The organism is Kitasatospora sp. NPDC051853, assembly GCF_044452665.1.
GTDB lineage: Bacteria > Actinomycetota > Actinomycetes > Streptomycetales > Streptomycetaceae > Kitasatospora.
This window is the reverse complement of the sequence record NZ_JBITBY010000003.1, coordinates 413,896-430,480: the sequence shown is the minus strand read 5'-3', so window position 1 is coordinate 430,480 and position 16,585 is coordinate 413,896. Positions and strand designations below refer to the sequence as shown.

Sequence of the window (16,585 nt, the reverse complement as noted above, 5' to 3'; positions counted from 1 at the left end):
GCCGGGGCGGCGGGTGGATCAGGGGCGACGGAGCGCGTCCGCCGCGCCGTGGCCGCCCAGCAGCGACTGGACGCCGTCCAGGTCGGAGCCGGTGGACTTGCCCCGGACGGCGGGCTGCTGCTTGCTGCCGGCGATCTCCGCCTCCAGCAGGAGCTTGCCGAGCAGCGCCGGGTCCGGCAGCTCCATCGGGTACTCGCCGTCGAAGCAGGCCCGGCAGAGCCGGTCCTTGGGGATGGTGGTGGCCTCGATCATGCCGTCGATCGAGATGTAGGCGAGCGAGTCCGCACCGAGGGTGCGGCCGATCTCCTCCACCGTCATGCCGTTGGCGATCAGCTCCGCGCGGGTGGCGAAGTCGATGCCGAAGAAGCACGGCCACTTCACCGGCGGCGAGGAGATCCGGATGTGGACCTCGGCCGCGCCGGCCTCGCGGAGCATCCGGACCAGCGCGCGCTGGGTGTTGCCGCGGACGATCGAGTCGTCCACGACCACCAGGCGCTTGCCCTGGATGACCTCGCGCAGCGGGTTGAGCTTGAGGCGGATGCCGAGCTGCCGGATGGTCTGGCTGGGCTGGATGAAGGTGCGGCCCACGTAGGCGTTCTTCACCAGGCCGGAGCCGTACGGGATGCCGCTGGCCTCCGCGTACCCGATCGCGGCGGGGGTGCCGGACTCGGGGGTGGCTATCACCAGGTCGGCCTCGACGGGCGCCTCCTTGGCCAGCCGACGGCCCATCTCCACGCGGGAGAGGTGCACGTTGCGGCCGGCGATGGTGGTGTCCGGGCGGGCCAGGTAGACGTACTCGAAGACGCAGCCCTTGGGCTTGGCCTCGGCGAAGCGGGAGGTCCGCATGCCGTTCTCGTCGATGGCGATCAGCTCGCCGGGCTCCACCTCGCGGATGAAGGAGGCGCCGCAGATGTCGAGCGCCGCCGTCTCGGAGGCGACCACCCAGCCGCGCTCCAGGCGGCCGAGCACCAGCGGGCGGATGCCCTGCGGGTCGCGGGCCGCGTAGAGGGTGTGCTCGTCCATGAAGACCAGCGAGAAGGCGCCCTTGACCTTGGGCAGCACCTGCTTGGCGGTCTCCTCGATGGAGAGCTCCGGGTAGCCCGCGAGCAGCGCCGTCACCAGGTCGGTGTCGTTGGTCGCGGCGGACCGGCCGGAGCGCGAGACGTGCTCCTCACCGGGCAGCTCGGCGACCATCGCGGCGAGCTCCGCGGTGTTGACCAGGTTCCCGTTGTGACCGAGCGCGAGCGAGCCGTGCACGGTCGCCCGGAAGGTCGGCTGGGCGTTCTCCCAGACCGAGGACCCGGTGGTCGAGTAGCGGGCATGTCCGACGGCGATATGCCCGTGCAACGACCCCAGGGAGGTCTCGTCGAAGACCTGGGACACGAGCCCCATGTCCTTGAAGACGAGAATCTGGGAGCCGTTGCTCACTGCGATGCCCGCGGATTCCTGACCGCGGTGCTGCAGGGCATAGAGGCCGAAGTACGTGAGCTTGGCGACCTCCTCGCCGGGAGCCCAGACCCCGAAGACGCCGCAAGCGTCCTGGGGGCCTTTCTCGCCGGGAAGAAGATCGTGGTTGAGTCTTCCGTCACCACGTGGCACGTCAACGAGTCTAGGGCAGTTCCGTACGCCTTCCCGAACGGGGGACCGTACGGGTATTGGGCGATCGAATAGCAACGCGCGTAGACAAAACCCCTTACCGGGGTGGGGCTTTTCCCGGACACAATTCGTTGAATGCGCGGCTCGCCTTGGCGTACGCGGACTCCGGCCATTCCCGATCTTCGGCGGGACAGCCGGCCGCGGGGTCGGACGTGACGCTGCTCACGCGGCCGGGACGAGGAGCTGCCAGACGCCCGGATGGAGGGTCCAGACCCGGGTGCGGACCGGGCCGACCCGGTAACCGTCGGCCTCGTAGCCGAAGCCGCGGCCGGCCACCGTGAGGCGGGCGGCGCGCAGGGTGCGCGGGCCGTCGGGGGTGTGCAGGCGGAGCTCCATCTCGCCGGCCCCGGCGGGGAGGCTGACCCGGAGGCGGTGCACGGCGTGCGGGAGGTCGGCCAGCAGGCGGCCGTCGGCCTCGATCCGCAGGCGGTGGGCGTCCGGGACGGGAGGGGTCCCCTGCTCGGCCGCAGCCAGTTTCGCCCATAGCGAACGCAGTGCCCCCGGGCGGCCGGACCAGCCGCCGTGCACCCTGACCTCCCCGAGCACCACTCCGCCGCCGTCGTCCACCAGCAGGTCGAGCTTGCGGGCACTGCCGCAGAGCACCGCCCGGGCGGCCGCCACCGGCTGGGCCGGGACGCCGAGCGCGCGGGCCGAGGCCACCGCCTCGGGGCGGCCGACCGGGACCACGCCGAGCGGGTCGGACCCCAGGTCCCGCTGGCGGTGCAGGGCTTGGAGCACCCGTTGCAGGGCCAGATCGGAACCGATCACCACCGGTCGGCGGCGGCCACGGTGCGCCAGCACCCGGTCGAGTTCGGACGGGCTCTCGGGCAGTGCCAGCTTCACGTCGGCCCCGCCGGCCAGCACGTCCCGGGCGATCCGGACCGACTCGCCGTCGGCCCGTCGGGCGGCCGGGTCGAGGAGGAGCAGCAACTGGCCCGGCGCGCCCGGGTCGACGGCACGGCCCTCGGGCGTGGACACAGACGACACGACCCGTCCTTCCTCAGGTAATCTCTCGGTGCAAGAGCCCCTTGCGCTATTGCGCCAGGGGCTTCGTCTATCTCGGGGCAGACTGCGGCCTACGCAGGATGCCCCAACCCGAAGGGGTGTACGCCTGTGCCGGCACTCGTGATCGTTGGTGCCCAGTGGGGAGACGAGGGCAAGGGGAAGGCGACGGACCTCCTCGGCGGCTCCGTCGACTACGTCGTCCGCTACCAGGGTGGTAACAACGCCGGTCACACGGTGATCATCGGCGATCAGAAGTACGCCCTGCACCTGCTGCCCTCCGGCATCCTCAGCCCGAACGTCGTTCCGGTGATCGGCAACGGCGTCGTGATCGACCCAGGCGTGCTGCTCTCCGAGCTCAACGGTCTGAACGAGCGCGGCATCGACACCTCGAAGCTGCTGATCTCGGGCAACGCCCACCTGATCACGCCGTACCACCGGACCCTCGACAAGGTCACCGAGCGCTTCCTCGGCAAGCGCCGGATCGGCACCACCGGCCGCGGCATCGGCCCCACCTACGCGGACAAGATCAACCGCGTCGGCATCCGGGTCCAGGACCTCTTCGACGAGTCGATCCTGATCCAGAAGGTCGAAGCCGCGCTGCACGACAAGAACCAGCTGCTGGTCAAGCTCTACAACCGCCGCGCCATCCCGGCCGACCTGGTGGTGCAGGAGTACCTGGGCTACGCCGAGAAGATCAAGCCCTTCCTGGCCGACACCACCCTGGTCCTGGACGAGGCGCTGAAGGCGAACAAGGTGGTCCTGCTGGAGGGCGGCCAGGGCACCCTGCTCGACGTCGACCACGGCACGTACCCCTTCGTCACCTCCTCGAACCCGACCGCCGGCGGCGCCTGCACCGGCTCGGGCATCGGCCCGACCAAGATCGACCGGGTCATCGGCATCCTGAAGGCGTACACCACCCGCGTCGGCTCGGGCCCGTTCCCGACCGAGCTGCTGGACGCCGACGGCGAGGCGCTGCGCCGGATCGGTGGCGAGCGCGGTGTCACCACCGGCCGTGACCGCCGCTGCGGCTGGTTCGACGCGGTGATCGCGCGCTACGCGACCCGGGTGAACGGCATGACCGACTTCTTCCTCACCAAGCTGGACGTGCTGACCGGCTGGGAGCAGATCCCGGTCTGCGTCGCGTACGAGATCGACGGCAAGCGCGTCGAGGAACTCCCGTACAACCAGAGCGACTTCCACCACGCCAAGCCGATCTACGAGAACTTCCCCGGCTGGTCCGAGGACATCTCGAAGGCGAAGACCTTCGCCGACCTGCCGAAGAACGCGCAGGCGTACGTGAAGGCGCTGGAGGAGATGTCGGGCGCCCCGATCTCCGCGATCGGCGTCGGCCCCGGCCGGACCGAGACGATCCAGATCAACTCCTTCATCTGATCGGGTAGTTGAGAGCAGGGCCCCACCTCCGGGTGGGGCCCTTTGCTTTTGCACTAGTACATAGCAGCCTTGCTGCTAGTGCAAAGCGGGGCTAACGTACCGGTACATGACCGCGAAGCTGCCTTCCCCCACCGTCCTGACCGGCCGTCACGTCCGGCTGGAGCCGCTCACCACCGCGCACGCGGCCGACCTGTTCGAGGCGGCCGGGGGCGACGAGGAGGTGTTCCGCTGGCTCCCGGGCCCGGTGCCGGGCACGCCCGCGGAGATGGTGGGGACGGTGGAGACGCGGACCGGTGACCCGGACTGCGTGCCGTTCGCGGTGATCGTGCCGGAGACCGGCCGGGCGATCGGCATGACCTGCTACTTCGACGCCTCGGCCGAGGACGAGCACCTGGAGATCGGCGGCACCTGGTACGCCCGGTCCGCCTGGCGGACGGCGGTGAACACCGAGTCCAAGCTGCTGCTGCTGACCCACGCCTTCGAGGAGCTCGGCATGGGCCGGGTCTGCTGGAAGACCGACCACCTCAACGAGCGCTCGCAGAACGCCATCCGCCGCCTGGGCGCGCAGTACGAGGGAACCCTCCGCCGGGCCCGCCGCCGCCGGGACGGCAGCTGGCGGGACAGCGTGTACTTCTCGATGCTCGCGGACGAGTGGCCCGCGGCGAAGGACCGGCTGACGGACCGTCTGCTCGCGGGCTGACGGTCCGTCGAGGGCGCCGCTACTCCATCCCGGCCAGCACCAGCGGCAGCCGGGTGGCGCCGCCGGACACCAGCTTCACCGGGACGCCCCAGTCCTGCTGGTGCACGTGGCAGGCCGGGTACTCGATCTCCGGGTCGTCGTCGCAGGAGGCGGCCATCGCCGAGACGTGCAGCACGCCCTCGGTGAGCTCGCCGTTGAGCACCAGCTCGCGGGTGAGGTCGCTCTCCGCGCCGGCGCCGGAGAGCAGCAGCTCGGGCGGGGTGGAGGAGACCAGCAGCCGGGTGGACGGGCCGTAGCGCTCGTCCAGCTTCTGGCCGGTGGGGGCCTGGAAGACCACGTCCAGGCGGAGCGGGCCGGGGGCCACCTCGGTGGCGGCGCGCTGGGTACGGTGGGCCACCGCCTCGACCCGGACGGCCTCCTCGGGCAGGCGGAGCCGGGTGAGCCGGTGCCGGGCCGACTCGACCACCACGATGTCGCCGCCGACCAGCACCGCGCCGGAGGGCTCGCGCAGGTCGGTGGCCAGGGTGGTGACCTCGCCGGTGGCGCCCTCCTCGGTCGGCGGGGTGAAGCGGCGCAGCGCGTGGTTGTAGGTGTCGGCGATCGCCACCGAGCCGTCGGGCAGCACGGTGACGCCGAGCGGGTGCTGGAGCAGGGCCTGGCCGGCCTCGCCGTCGCGGTGGCCGAAGTCGAACAGGCCGGTGCCGACGGCGGTGTGCACGGTCCGCGTCCCGCGCGAGACCCAGCGGACGGCCGAGGTCTCGGAGTCGGCGACCCAGAGCCGCTCGCCGTCGGCGGAGACCGCCAGACCGGAGGGCTGGGCGAACCAGGCCTCGGCCACCGGGCCGTCCACCAGGCCCTCGTTGGTGGTGCCGGCCGCCACCGCGACCTCGCCCGTGGCCGGGTCCCAGGCCCAGAGCTGGTGCACGCCGGCCATCGCGATCCAGACGCGGCCGTCGAAGAAGGCCACGTCCCAGGGCGAGGAGAGGTCGACCTCGCGGCCGGGGCCGGAGGTGGGCGAGCCCTGCCACCACTGCTTGCCGGTGCCGGCCAGGGTGGTCACCGAACCGTCGGAGAGCCGCACCCCGCGCAGCGCGTGGTTGACCGTGTCGGCCACCACCACGTCGTAGCCGAGGCCCTCGGGGGCGAGCGCCAGGCCCTGCGGCTCGCTGAACCGGGGCGCGGTGCCGTCGGTGAAGCCGCGCTCGCCGTCGCCGATCCGGCGCACCACGGTCTCGCCGTCCTCGGCCAGTTCGACCAGCGAGTGGTGGCCCGAGTCGGCGACCAGGTAGTTGCCGTTCGGCAGCAGGACGGCCTTGCCCGGGAACTTCAGGTCCCCGGCCACCGGCTCCGGCGCCACGTACGGGCCGTCGCCGCGGCGCAGGGTGCCCTTGGCGGCGTGCTCCTGCTCCAGCTCCTCGACCAGGCGGGCGATGGCGTGCGCGTGCCCCTCGCCGGCGTGCTGGGCGACCACGTACCCCTCGGGGTCGATCACCACCAGCGTCGGCCAGGCCCGGACGGCGTACTGCTTCCAGGTGACCAGCTCCGGGTCGTCCAGCACCGGGTGGTGCACCTCGTACCGGGCCACCGCGTCCACCACGGCCTGGTGCTCGGCCTCGTGGACGAACTTGGGCGAGTGGACGCCGACGATCACCAGGGTGTCGCGGTGCTTCTCCTCCAGCTCCCGGAGTTCGTCCAGGACGTGGAGGCAGTTGATGCAGCAGAAGGTCCAGAAGTCGAGGACCAGGATCTTGCCGCGGAAGTCAGCCAGCGACAGGTCCTTGCCGCCGGTGTTCAGCCAGCCGCCCTTCCCCACGAGTTCGGGGGCGCGGACACGAGCACGAGTAGCCATGCCCCCATCCAACCGCATGGGGGCACGGCCGCATTCCTCGTGGTGCGGGGCGTCCTACCAGTTGCCGTAGGTGCCGGAGGACCAGAGCGGCTGGCCGCCCCCGGTGTAGAGGACGAAGTTGCCGTCGTTCTGGAGCCTGGCGTAGGCGCCGTCCGACTGCGGGACGGACAGGGTCCAGGTCAGGACGCCGTTCTTGAGGCCGCGCAGGTACATGTTGCCCTTGGTGTTGGCCACGAACAGGGCCTGGTCCGGCTTGCCGTAGGTGCCGGTGGACCAGAGGGCGGCGCCGTCCCGCTTGCGGTAGAGCACCAGGTTGCCGTCCTGCTGCATGAGCAGCCAGACCGAGTTCGACCGGAGCCACTGGCCGGCCGTGAGGGCGCCGCGGTTCTGGTTGATGAAGCTCTCCTGGGAGGCGCCGTCACCCATCCTGACCGGGTTGAATCCTGCGTCGAGGGACCAGAGGCGCTGGTAGGAGGAGGGGTCGCTGATCGAGAGCTGGCCGCCCAGCATCGTCAGCTCGGCGCCCTGGTGGCCCCAGCTGCCGGTGTGCCAGACCGCGCCGCCCTGGTCCGGGCCGCCGTTCTGACGGTAGATCACCAGGTTGCCGTCGGGCTGCATGTACGCGTACGCGGCCCAGTTGTTGTACGTACCGCTGGCCCAGGCCTCGGGGCCGAGCTGCCCCTGGTCGTTCACCAGGCGCAGCACCAGGTTGCCGTCCCACTGCATCACCAGGGCGGCGTCGCCGCTGCGCAGCGTCTCCCCCGGGTTGAGGCGCTGGCCGGACTTCAGGTGGACGAACTCCTCGGCAGGGGCGGCCGAAGCCGTGACCGCCGGGGCCGCCAGGGCGATGGCCGCCGCGCTGAGCAGGACCGCGGTGGCCCGCTTGAAAACGTTCTTGCGCATGTGGTGGATCTTTCCTCGATTACCAGTTGCCGTAGGTGCCGGTGGCCCAGACCGCGCGACCCTGGCCGTCGTAGATGACGAAGTTGCCGTCGGCCTGGACCTTCGGCTGGGCGCCGGTGCGGTTGGTGACGTGGTTCGAGAAGAACGTGGCGGGCCCACGGCTCTCGAAGACCCGGAGCTCGCCCGTGGAGCTGACGGTCGCCACCGCGCCCGGGTGGCCCCAGGTGCCGGTGGACCAGAGGGCGGCACCGTCCCGCTTGCGGTAGAGCACCAGGTTGCCGTCGTGCTGCATCACCAGCCAGACCGAGTTGGACTCGGTCCAGTAGCCGGAGCCCAGGCCCGACATGTTGTCGAAGCGGAGGACCGAGCCGGTGTTGCTCTGCCAGGTGGCCGGGCCGCGCTGAGGGCTGTTCAGGTAGAGCGAGCCGTCCAGCAACTGGATGTACGCACCGGCGTCGTTCCAGGTCCAGGTCGACCAGAGCGCGCGGCCCGAGGCGTCGTAGACCACGAAGTTGCCGTCGGCCTGCATGGACGCGTGCGCACCCCAGTTGTTGTACGTCCCGCTGCTCCAGAGCGCCGGGCCGTTGGCGCCCTGGTCGTTGACCAGGTACAGCACCAGGTTGCCGTCCCACTGCATCACCAGACGGGACCGGCCGCTGGTGAGGCTCGCGCCGGGATCGAGCTGCTCCCCGCCGCGCAGGTAGGCGGAGTCCGCGGCGGCGGCCGGGGTGGCCGACACCGCGGGCACCGCACAGGCGAACACTGCCGCGCCGATCAGAGCCGCGGCCCGTCTGAGCATGGTCTTGCGCATTCCCGAACTCCCCCTTGTGATGGTCTTGTTGATTACCAGTTGCCGTAAGTCCCGGTGGACCAGAGGGCTTGGCCGCCCTGACTGTAGATCACGAAGTTACCGTCGTCCTGCAGTTTTCCCTGGACGTTGGTCTGGCCCCGGAAGGAGACCGACCAGGTCATCCTGGTGCTGTTGGGGACCCGAAGGTACATCTGGCTGCCGCCGTAGACGTCGGCGGCGTAGAAGGTCGAAGCCGGCTGGTTCCAGGTGCCGGTGGACCAGAGCGCGGCGCCGTCCCGCTTGCGGTAGAGCACCATGTTGCCGTCCCGCTGGTTGACCAGCCAGACCGAGTTCGAGCGGAGGAAGTAGCCGGGCGCCACGCCGCGGCCGGAGTTGAAGACGCTCTCCGGGTGCCAGCCGCCGTTCGACACCGCGATGGCCATGCCGGACTGGGTCTCCCAGGAGAAGCCGTTGCCGCGCAGGCTGCCCTCGTAGAGGCTGATGTAGCTGCCCGGGTGGCCCCAGCTGCCGGTGTGCCAGATCGCGCCGCCCTGGTCGGGGCCGCCGTTCTGACGGTAGATCACGAAGTTGCCGTCGGGCTGCATGTACGCGTACGCGGCCCAGTTGTTGTAGGTGCCGCTGGCCCAGAGCTCCGGGCCGAGGTCGCCCTGGTCGTTGACCAGGCGCACGACCAGGTTGCCGTCCCACTGCATCACCAGGGCGGAGCCCCCGCTGACCAGCTTCTCGCCCGGGTTGAGGCGCTGCCCGGACTGCAGGAACGCGGCCTGCACGCCGTCGGCCGAGGCCGTCACGGCCGGGGCCGCCAGGGCGATGGCCGCCGCACTGAGCAGGACCGCGGTGGCCCGTCTGAGGACGTTCTTGCGCATGTGTGGGTGCCCCTCGAATCATGGGCTCACGGACGTCCGTGAGCCCATGATTCATACACCTCGGCCAGGACAGAACCGTGGGCAGGGGGTGGCTTTTCACCAGTTCCCGGAAGTACCGGTGGACCGGAGCCCCCGGCGTCGTGGCCGACGGAGCCGACGCATCCCTGCGACGCAAGGCAGCAAGTCCCCTCCCTCTGACCATTTCTGACGCCGCGTCAGCGGATCAGGTGGGGGAGGAAGCGGGCGCCCTGGTGGGTGATCGGGGAGTCGTCGGTCTCCCGGATGCCGAGGCCGGCGGCCTCGCCGTCGACCACCCAGGTGCCGAGCACCGGGCGGTTGCCGTCGAAGTCGGGGAGGGGGCAGAGCTGCTGGTAGCAGAAGCCCTCCTTGCCGTAGCGGTCCGGATCTCCGGCCCACTCGGCCAGCCTGGTCTCGTGGCCGTCGGGTTCGACGATCCGCACGCCCGCGCCCTCCCGGCCGAGCAGCGGCTTCATCGCGTAGCCGGTGGCGGCCAGCTCGCGCGGGCCGTCCAGGTAGGCGGGGAGCAGGTTGGGGTGGCCGGGGTTGAGCTCCCAGAGGACCGCGAGCAGGGCCTTGTTGGAGAGCAGCATCTTCCACGGCGGCTCGATCCACAGGGTGTTGCCGGTGGAGCCGCCCAGGTCGATGCCGGAGAGCATGGCCGGGGTGAACTCCTCCTCGGTGAGCCACTCCCAGGGGTAGAGCTTGAAGAGCGAGCGGATGTAGCGCTGCTCCAGGTCGACGAAGCGGCCGCTGAGGCCGTCCAGGCCGATGTCCTCCATGGCGATGCCGACGGTCTCCAGGCCGGCCTGCTCGGCGGTCTCCTGGAGGTAGAGGGTGGTCATCCAGTCCTCGCCCTCGGTGTCGCCCCGGGAGTGGGCGAAGTGCACCGGGCCGGGCGGCAGCAGGTGCTTCTGCCGCTCCCAGGAGGCGACCAGGCGCTCGTGCAGCGAGTTCCACTGGTCGGCTCCGGGGAAGAGCTGCTCCATCCAGAACCACTGCGGGCCGGCCGCCTCGATCAGCGAGGTCGGGGTGTCCGCGTTGTACTCGAACAGCTTGGCCGGGCCGGTGCCGTCGTAGGCCAGGTCGAACCGCCCGTACACGGAGGGCTGTTCGTCCCGGCGCCGCCAGGACTCGGCGATCATCGCGGTCACCCGGGGGTCGGTCAGGCCGTAGTCGGCGTACCGCTCCGTCCGCACCACGTGGTCGGCGGCCTCCAGACAGAGCTCGTGCAGCTCCTCGACCACCTCCTCCAGCGCCTCCACCTCGGGCAGCGAGAACTCGTAGTAGGCGCTCTCGTCCCAGTAGGCGTGCGGGCCGCCCTGGTTGCAGGGGTCCTGGCAGACGGCGTAGATCAGGCCCTGGGACTCCACGGTGGGCTGCCAGTCGGGGCGCGGGGTGATGGTGTGACGGCGCATCGGCTGCTCAGCCCCCGCCGGAGCCGGAGGAACCGGACGGGCAGCCGAAGCCGCCGCGCTTGGTGTCGGCCTTGACGAAGGTGCCGCCGGTGGCGCTGAGCGAGCCGGAGCCGCAGTAGTACCAGCGGCCGGCCGAGGTCTTGCTGTCGGTGCAGGAGTGGTTGTCCAGCACCTTGAGGCTGCCCGGGTCGACACAGCGGCGGGGCGTGCTGCCGCTGGAGGAGCAGCCGGAGAGGGCCAGCGCCAGGGTGCCGACCATGCCGAGGGCGACGAAGCCCGATCTACGGCGCGCGGGAGGCGGAGAGGTGGTCATGGCCGACGATGCTACTGGGGTAGGGCTGAAAACCGACCCGATGGGATATCTTTTGCCGGACCTCGGGCAGCACCGACCCGTTCCGCACAGGGGGTTCACACGTGAGCGACATCGTCAACGGCCTCGGCCCGGCCGCCGTCTTCGGCGGGGTCGGTGTGCTGCTGCTGCTCCTCGGCTTCGGCCTGGTGGACCTGCTCACCCCCGGCAAGCTCGGCCACCAGATCTGGGTGGAGCGGAACCGGAACGCCACCGTGGTGCTCTCCTCGGCCCTGCTCGGCACCGGCGGCGTGGTGTTCAGCGCGATCAAGTACACCTACGACGACTTCGGCAAGGGCCTGGCCTCCACCGCGGTCTACGGCGTGCTCGGCCTGGTGCTGATGGCGGTCGCCTTCTGGCTGCTGGACATCCTGACGCCCGGCAAGCTCGGCGCCATCCTGGTCGACCCGGAGCCGCACCCGGCGGTCTGGGTGACCGCCAGCTGCAACATCGCGGTGGCCGCGATCATCGCCGCCTCGATCGCCTGACCCGGCACGACGGAACGACAGAACCCCCTGGAGCCGCGCTCCAGGGGGTTCTGTCGTTCCGTCAGCCCTCCAGGAAGGCCTTGAGGGCGGCGGCCAGCAGGTACGGGTCGTCGGCGCCGCAGAGCTCGCGGGCGGAGTGCATGGAGAGCGCGGCGATGCCGCAGTCCACGGTGGTGATGCCGAGCCGGGCCGCGGTGATCGGGCCGATGGTGGTGCCGCAGGGCATCGAGTTGTTGGAGACGAAGGTCTGCCACGGCACGCCGGCCTTCTCGCAGGCGGCGGTGAAGACGGCGCGGCCGAGCGCGTCGGTGGCGTACCGGTTGTTGACGTTGACCTTGAGGATCGGACCGCCGTTGGGCATCGGCTGGTGGCCGGGCTCGTGGCGCTCGGTGTAGTTCGGGTGGACGGCGTGGCCCATGTCGGAGGAGAGGCAGACGGTGCCGGCCAGCGCGCGGGCGCGGTCCTCCGGGGTGCCTCCCCGCGCGTAGACACTGCGCTCCAGCACGTTCCCCAGCAGGGGGCCCTGGGCGCCGGTGTCGGACTCGCTGCCGGTCTCCTCGTGGTCGAAGGCGGCCAGCACCGGGATGCAGCCGAGCTCGCCGCCGGCCGCGGCCACCGCGGCCAGCGCGGCGGTGCCGGCGTGCACCGAGAGCAGGTTGTCCAGCCGGGGCGCGGCCAGCAGCTCGCGATCCTTGCCCAGGTAGGCGGGCGGCTGGACGTCGTGGGTCATCAAGTCCCAGCCGATCACGTCGGAGGCGGCCAGGCCGGCCCGCTCGGCGACGTACTCGATCAGGGAGCCCTCGGTGACCTTGCCGAGCCCCCAGATCGGCGTGAGGTGGCGCTGCTTGTCGAGCTTCATGCCGTCGTTGACCTGGCGGTCCAGGTGGATGGCGAGCTGCGGGACGCGCAGCAGCGGCTCGTCCAGCTGAACCAGCGTCACGCTGCCGTCGCGCAGGGCGAGCCGGCCGGAGAGGCCGAGGTCACGGTCCAGCCAGGTGTTCAGCGGGACGCCGCCGTAGATCTCGACCGCGACCTGGCGCCAGCCGGCCGAGCCGGTGTCCGGCACCGGCTTGACCCGCAGGTTCGGCGAGTCGGTGTGGGTGCCCACCACCCGGAACGGGGTCTCCGGGCCCGCGCCCTCCGGCACGTACCAGGCGATCAGCGCACCGCCCCGGACCACGTACCGGCCACCGGCCGAGGCGTCCCAGGCGTCGGTCTCGGCCACCCGGCGGAAGCCGGCCTTCTCCAGCCGCTCGGCCGCGCTGGCCACCGCGTGGAACGGCGACGGCGATGCGCTGAGGAAGGCGATCAGGTCGTCGGTGTGCGTTCGGTCGAAGGAGGCCGGGCGGACGGCGGTCGACATGCTGCTCCTGGGTCGAGGGAGGGCTGAAGCCCGATGGGGGACCGGTCTTCGCACCTGAGCATATGCCCGTACACGGACATGACGCTGTGAACTCAACAACGGTGACACAACGGTGAAGCGGCCGTGTCCTACATCGTCCCATCGGCGTCCTGACAGTGGTGACGCCCGGGCCCGTCCGGCCCGCCGGACGCAATCACCCCGTTCCCCCCTCCAACTGACCGCGCATCAACAACAATTCCCCCGGAGCGGCCCGCGTACACGGCCGCGGGGCCGCACGGGGGGACGACGGTGTTCGTGACGCGCAGGAACGACCGGCCCGGCCCGGACGCCGGCGAACTGCCCGAAGGGGCACCCCGGCCCGAACGGACACCCCGGCCCGGGCGGTCGCGGACCGCCCGCCGGCAACGGGCCGTCCTGGTGGTCGCGGTGGCCTCGGCCCTGCTATCGACCGGCGGGCTGGCCGCCACCGCGCTGGTCAGGTCCCCGGCCGAGCGCGCCGCCGGGGCCGCGCCGCCGCCGCGCACCCTGCTCACCGCCCCGGTGGTCAGCCGGGTGCTGAGCCCCTCGGTGACGGCCCGGGCCTCGGTCTACCCGCCGACCAGGTACGACGTGGTGCCGTCCGCCGCCTCGACCGAGATCACCCAGCTCTTCCTGTCCGGGCTGCACGTGCGGACCGGCGAGGCGGTCACCGCCGGCCGGCTGCTCGCCGAGGTCTCCGGCCAGCCGCTCTACGTGCTGCGCGGCCCGGTCCCCGCGTACCGCGACCTCAAGCCGGGCTCGACCGGGCCCGACGTGGCCGAACTACAGGACGCACTGCGGGAGTTGGGGCACTCCAGCGGAGAGGACGAACGGGGCGGCTTCGGACCGGGCACGAAACAGGCGGTGGCCTCCTTCTACCGCGCCCTCGGCCACCCCGTGCCGCTCACCGGGGCCGCGACCCAGCAGGCGGTGGACGCCGCGCAGAAGGCGGTGGACGCCGGACGCCGGACCGTGGAGGCGCTGACCGCCCGGAAGAACTCCGGCCGGCCGGCCGCTCCCCCGTCCACCGCTCCTCCGTCCGCTTTCCCGTCCGCGCCCGCGGCCGAGCAGCCGGACGGCGCGCCCGACCTCGACGAGCAGCTCAGGGCGGCCGGCCGCCAGCTGACCGCCGACCGCGCGGCGCTGGCCCGGGCCGTCGCGGTGAACGGCCCGATGGTGCCGGCCGCCCACGTGGTCTTCCTGCCCGCGCTGCCGGCCGCCGTCACCGCGGTGAACAGCTCGGTCGGCCTGCCGGTGGCCGGCACCCTGCTCTCGCTGACCAGCGGCGGACTGACCGTCACCGGCCAGCTGACGCCGGCCCAGGCGGCCGCGGTCCGGCCCGGCATGGCGGTGGAGCTCCTGGACGAGGAGACCGGCACCAGGCTCACCGGCAGGGTCGCCGAACTGGGCGCGCCGACCACCGCCCCGCCCGCCGGGAGGGTGGTCCCGCTGGGCGGGGCCGCCCCGGCGCCCGCCCCCGGCCAGGCCCCGGGCGGCGCACCGGCCGGGCCCTCGTACGTCCCGGTCACCGTCACCCCCGACGCCCCGCCGCCGGCCGCGCTGAGCGGCCGGAACGTCCGGATCACCGTCCTCAAGGACGCCGCCGGCCCCCCGGTGACCGCCGTCCCGGTGGCGGCGGTCTTCACCGGCGCGAACGGACGGACCTCGGTCACCACCGTGGCCGCGGACGGCCGGCGGGCCGACGTGGAGGTCACCACCGGGGTCACCGCCGACGGACTGGTCGGCGTCGTCCCGGACGTCGAGGGCGCGCTGAAGGCCGGCGACCGGGTGGTGGTGGGCACGTGACCGGGACGCCCGTCATCCGGCTCTCCGGCGTGGGCCGCAGCTTCCCCGGCCAGCCGCCCGTGCCCGCCCTCCGACCGACCGATCTGACCGTCCACCGGGGCGAGTACCTCTCGGTCACCGGCCCGTCCGGCTCGGGGAAGTCCACCCTGCTGCACCTGCTCGGCCTGCTCGACACGCCCACCCGGGGCCGGTACGAGCTCGACGGCATCGACACCGGCGCGCTGCGCGACCGGGACAGGTCCGCGCTGCGCGGGCGCCGGATCGGCTTCGTCTTCCAGTCCTTCCACCTGCTGCCGCACCGCACCGCCGAGGAGAACGTGGTGCTGGCCCAGGTCTACCACCGGGTGCCCCGGGCCGAGCGGGCCGGGGCGGCCCGGGAGGCCCTGCGGACGGTCGGGCTGGGCCACCGGCTGGACGCGCTGCCGGCCACCATGTCCGGCGGCGAGCGCCAGCGGGTCGCCATCGCCCGGGCCCTGGTGAACCGGCCCAGCCTGCTGCTCTGCGACGAACCGACCGGCAACCTGGACTCCGCCAACGCCGAGGCCGTGCTCGCGCGGTTCGACGAACTGCACGGCCTCGGCTACACCCTGGTGGTCATCACCCACGACCCGGCGGTCGCGGCCCGGGCCGGGCGGCGGGTGGCGATCCGGGACGGCGTGCTCTCCGAACCCGCCGGGGCGGTGCTCTGATGGCCCGTGGCGTGCTGCCGGGGCCGGGCTCCCGGCTCGGCCTGCGGGACCTGTGCTCCGAGGCGCTGGCCGGCGTCCTCCAGCGGCCCGGCCGGTCCGCGCTGACCGTGCTGGGGACGGTGCTGGGCATCGGCGCCTTCGTGGCGGTGCTGGGCCTGACCGCGACCGCGGCCGGCCGGATCGGGGAGCGGTTCGACCTGACCAAGGCCACCACGGTGCACCTCGCCGACCGCCCGAGGACCGACGGCGTCCGCCCCGGCACCAACCCCCCGCCGAGCTTCCCCGAGGACGCGGACGCCCGGCTGGCCCGGATCGACGGCGTCACCGCGGCCGGCGTCTGGTGGCCGCTCCCCGCCGACCCGGTGCTCTCCGCCCGGCCCACCGGCGGGCAGCAGGCCGGCACCGGCCTCACCGTCTTCGCCGCCACCCCGGGCGCGGTCGCCGCGATGGCCCCCGTCCTGGTGGGCGGCGTGACCATGGACGCCTTCGCGCAGCGCACCGCGCAGCCGGTGGTGATGCTCAGTCAGGCCGCCGCCCGCAGGCTCGGGGTGAGCCGCCTGGACGTCCGGCCGGCCGTCTTCCTGGACGGGCTGCCGTACACCGTGATCGGGATCTACTCGGACGTCCGGCGGCTGCCCGCCACCCTGCTCGGGGCGATCGTCCCGGCCAGTACGGCGCTGGAGCGGTACGGCAACCCCGGTGCCGATCCCGACCGCGCCGCCCAGGGCCTGGTCGCCACCCGGCCGGGCGCGGCCCCCGTGGTGGCCGCGCAGGTCGCGACCGCCCTGCGCCCGGACTCCCCCGGCTCCTTCGCCGTCACCCCGCCGACCGACCCGCACGGCCTGCGCGACCGGGTGACCTCCGACCTGACCGGGCTCTTCCTGGCCCTGGCCGCCCTCTGCCTGCTGGTGGGCGCGGTGGGCATCGCCAACACCACCCTGGTGGCCGTGCTGGAGCGCACCGAGGAGATCGGCCTGCGCCGCGCGCTGGGCGCCCGGACCAGGCACGTCGCCGCCCAGTTCCTCACCGAGTCGACGGTGCTGGGCACCCTCGGCGGCCTGGTCGGCACCGGTCTCGGCGTGCTGACGGTGCTGGCGGTGGCGGCCGCCCGGGACTGGACGGCGGTGATGCACCCGGCCGCCACCCTGCCGGCCCCGCTGATCGGCTCCGCGACCGGTCTGCTGGCCGGGCTCTACCCGGCCCTGCGGGCGGCCCGCACCGACCCGCTGAAGGCCCTGCGCGGCAGCGGCTGAG

Annotated in this window: 15 protein-coding genes; 6 read left to right on the top strand and 9 right to left on the bottom strand. The window is 72.5% G+C overall.

Annotation, left to right across the window (positions count from 1 at the left end; genetic code table 11):
* Window positions 1–18 precede the first annotated feature (18 nt).
* A complete protein-coding gene (gene purF, locus ACIA8O_RS10915; protein ID WP_396293343.1) occupies window positions 19–1,599 on the bottom strand; it encodes an amidophosphoribosyltransferase in 1,581 nt (526 codons plus the stop codon).
* A 219-nt stretch (window positions 1,600–1,818) separates the two neighbouring features.
* Window positions 1,819–2,643, bottom strand: coding sequence for a diacylglycerol kinase (locus tag ACIA8O_RS10910; protein WP_396293342.1), 825 nt, complete (start codon window positions 2,641–2,643; stop codon window positions 1,819–1,821).
* A gap of 126 nt (window positions 2,644–2,769) precedes the next feature.
* Here ACIA8O_RS10910 and ACIA8O_RS10905 point away from each other — a divergent pair, with 126 nt between their 5' ends.
* Window positions 2,770–4,053 (top strand): adenylosuccinate synthase, encoded by a 1,284-nt coding sequence (locus ACIA8O_RS10905; protein WP_396293341.1) that lies wholly within the window; start codon window positions 2,770–2,772, stop codon window positions 4,051–4,053.
* Window positions 4,054–4,159: 106 nt separating this feature from the next.
* Entirely contained in the window at window positions 4,160–4,753 is a 594-nt protein-coding gene (locus tag ACIA8O_RS10900) for a GNAT family N-acetyltransferase (RefSeq protein ID WP_396293340.1), read from the top strand.
* A 19-nt stretch (window positions 4,754–4,772) separates the two neighbouring features.
* On the opposite strand, the gene ACIA8O_RS10895 is transcribed toward ACIA8O_RS10900, so the two are convergent.
* The 6 genes from ACIA8O_RS10895 to ACIA8O_RS10870 form a co-directional block, all read right to left on the bottom strand.
* Window positions 4,773–6,602, bottom strand: a complete 1,830-nt coding sequence (locus ACIA8O_RS10895) for an NHL domain-containing thioredoxin family protein (RefSeq protein ID WP_396293339.1) — start codon at window positions 6,600–6,602, stop codon at window positions 4,773–4,775.
* 54 nt (window positions 6,603–6,656) lie between these two features.
* A complete protein-coding gene (locus ACIA8O_RS10890) occupies window positions 6,657–7,505 on the bottom strand; it encodes a hypothetical protein (RefSeq protein WP_396293337.1) in 849 nt (282 codons plus the stop codon).
* Window positions 7,506–7,524: 19 nt separating this feature from the next.
* Entirely contained in the window at window positions 7,525–8,316 is a 792-nt protein-coding gene (locus ACIA8O_RS10885; RefSeq protein WP_396293336.1) for a hypothetical protein, read from the bottom strand.
* A 32-nt stretch (window positions 8,317–8,348) separates the two neighbouring features.
* Entirely contained in the window at window positions 8,349–9,182 is an 834-nt protein-coding gene (locus tag ACIA8O_RS10880) for a hypothetical protein (protein ID WP_396293335.1), read from the bottom strand.
* Window positions 9,183–9,397: 215 nt separating this feature from the next.
* On the bottom strand, window positions 9,398–10,618 hold the full coding sequence (locus ACIA8O_RS10875; RefSeq protein WP_396293333.1) for a glutathionylspermidine synthase family protein: 1,221 nt from the start codon (window positions 10,616–10,618) through the stop codon (window positions 9,398–9,400).
* Window positions 10,619–10,625: 7 nt separating this feature from the next.
* Window positions 10,626–10,931 carry a hypothetical protein gene (locus ACIA8O_RS10870; RefSeq protein ID WP_396293332.1) on the bottom strand — a complete coding sequence of 102 codons (306 nt, stop codon included), beginning with the start codon at window positions 10,929–10,931 and terminating at the stop codon, window positions 10,626–10,628.
* Between the two features lie 101 nt (window positions 10,932–11,032).
* Here ACIA8O_RS10870 and ACIA8O_RS10865 point away from each other — a divergent pair, with 101 nt between their 5' ends.
* Window positions 11,033–11,455, top strand: a complete 423-nt coding sequence (locus ACIA8O_RS10865; protein WP_396293331.1) for a DUF350 domain-containing protein — start codon at window positions 11,033–11,035, stop codon at window positions 11,453–11,455.
* A gap of 61 nt (window positions 11,456–11,516) precedes the next feature.
* Here ACIA8O_RS10865 and ACIA8O_RS10860 read toward each other — a convergent pair whose 3' ends face one another.
* A complete protein-coding gene (locus tag ACIA8O_RS10860) occupies window positions 11,517–12,818 on the bottom strand; it encodes a M18 family aminopeptidase (RefSeq protein ID WP_396293330.1) in 1,302 nt (433 codons plus the stop codon).
* A gap of 294 nt (window positions 12,819–13,112) precedes the next feature.
* On the opposite strand from ACIA8O_RS10860, the gene ACIA8O_RS10855 reads away from it, so the two are divergent.
* Genes ACIA8O_RS10855 through ACIA8O_RS10845 form a run of 3 tightly spaced genes read left to right on the top strand, consistent with a single transcriptional unit; the run spans window position 13,113 to window position 16,584 of the window.
* Complete coding sequence (locus ACIA8O_RS10855; protein WP_396293328.1) at window positions 13,113–14,642, top strand: peptidoglycan-binding protein; 1,530 nt, start codon at window positions 13,113–13,115, stop codon at window positions 14,640–14,642.
* Window positions 14,639–15,331 carry an ABC transporter ATP-binding protein gene (locus tag ACIA8O_RS10850; RefSeq protein ID WP_396293327.1) on the top strand — a complete coding sequence of 231 codons (693 nt, stop codon included), beginning with the start codon at window positions 14,639–14,641 and terminating at the stop codon, window positions 15,329–15,331. Before ACIA8O_RS10855 ends, ACIA8O_RS10850 begins: the two co-directional genes overlap by 4 nt.
* On the top strand, window positions 15,331–16,584 hold the full coding sequence (locus ACIA8O_RS10845; RefSeq protein WP_396293325.1) for an ABC transporter permease: 1,254 nt from the start codon (window positions 15,331–15,333) through the stop codon (window positions 16,582–16,584). Before ACIA8O_RS10850 ends, ACIA8O_RS10845 begins: the two co-directional genes overlap by 1 nt.
* Window position 16,585: the final 1 nt, after the last annotated feature.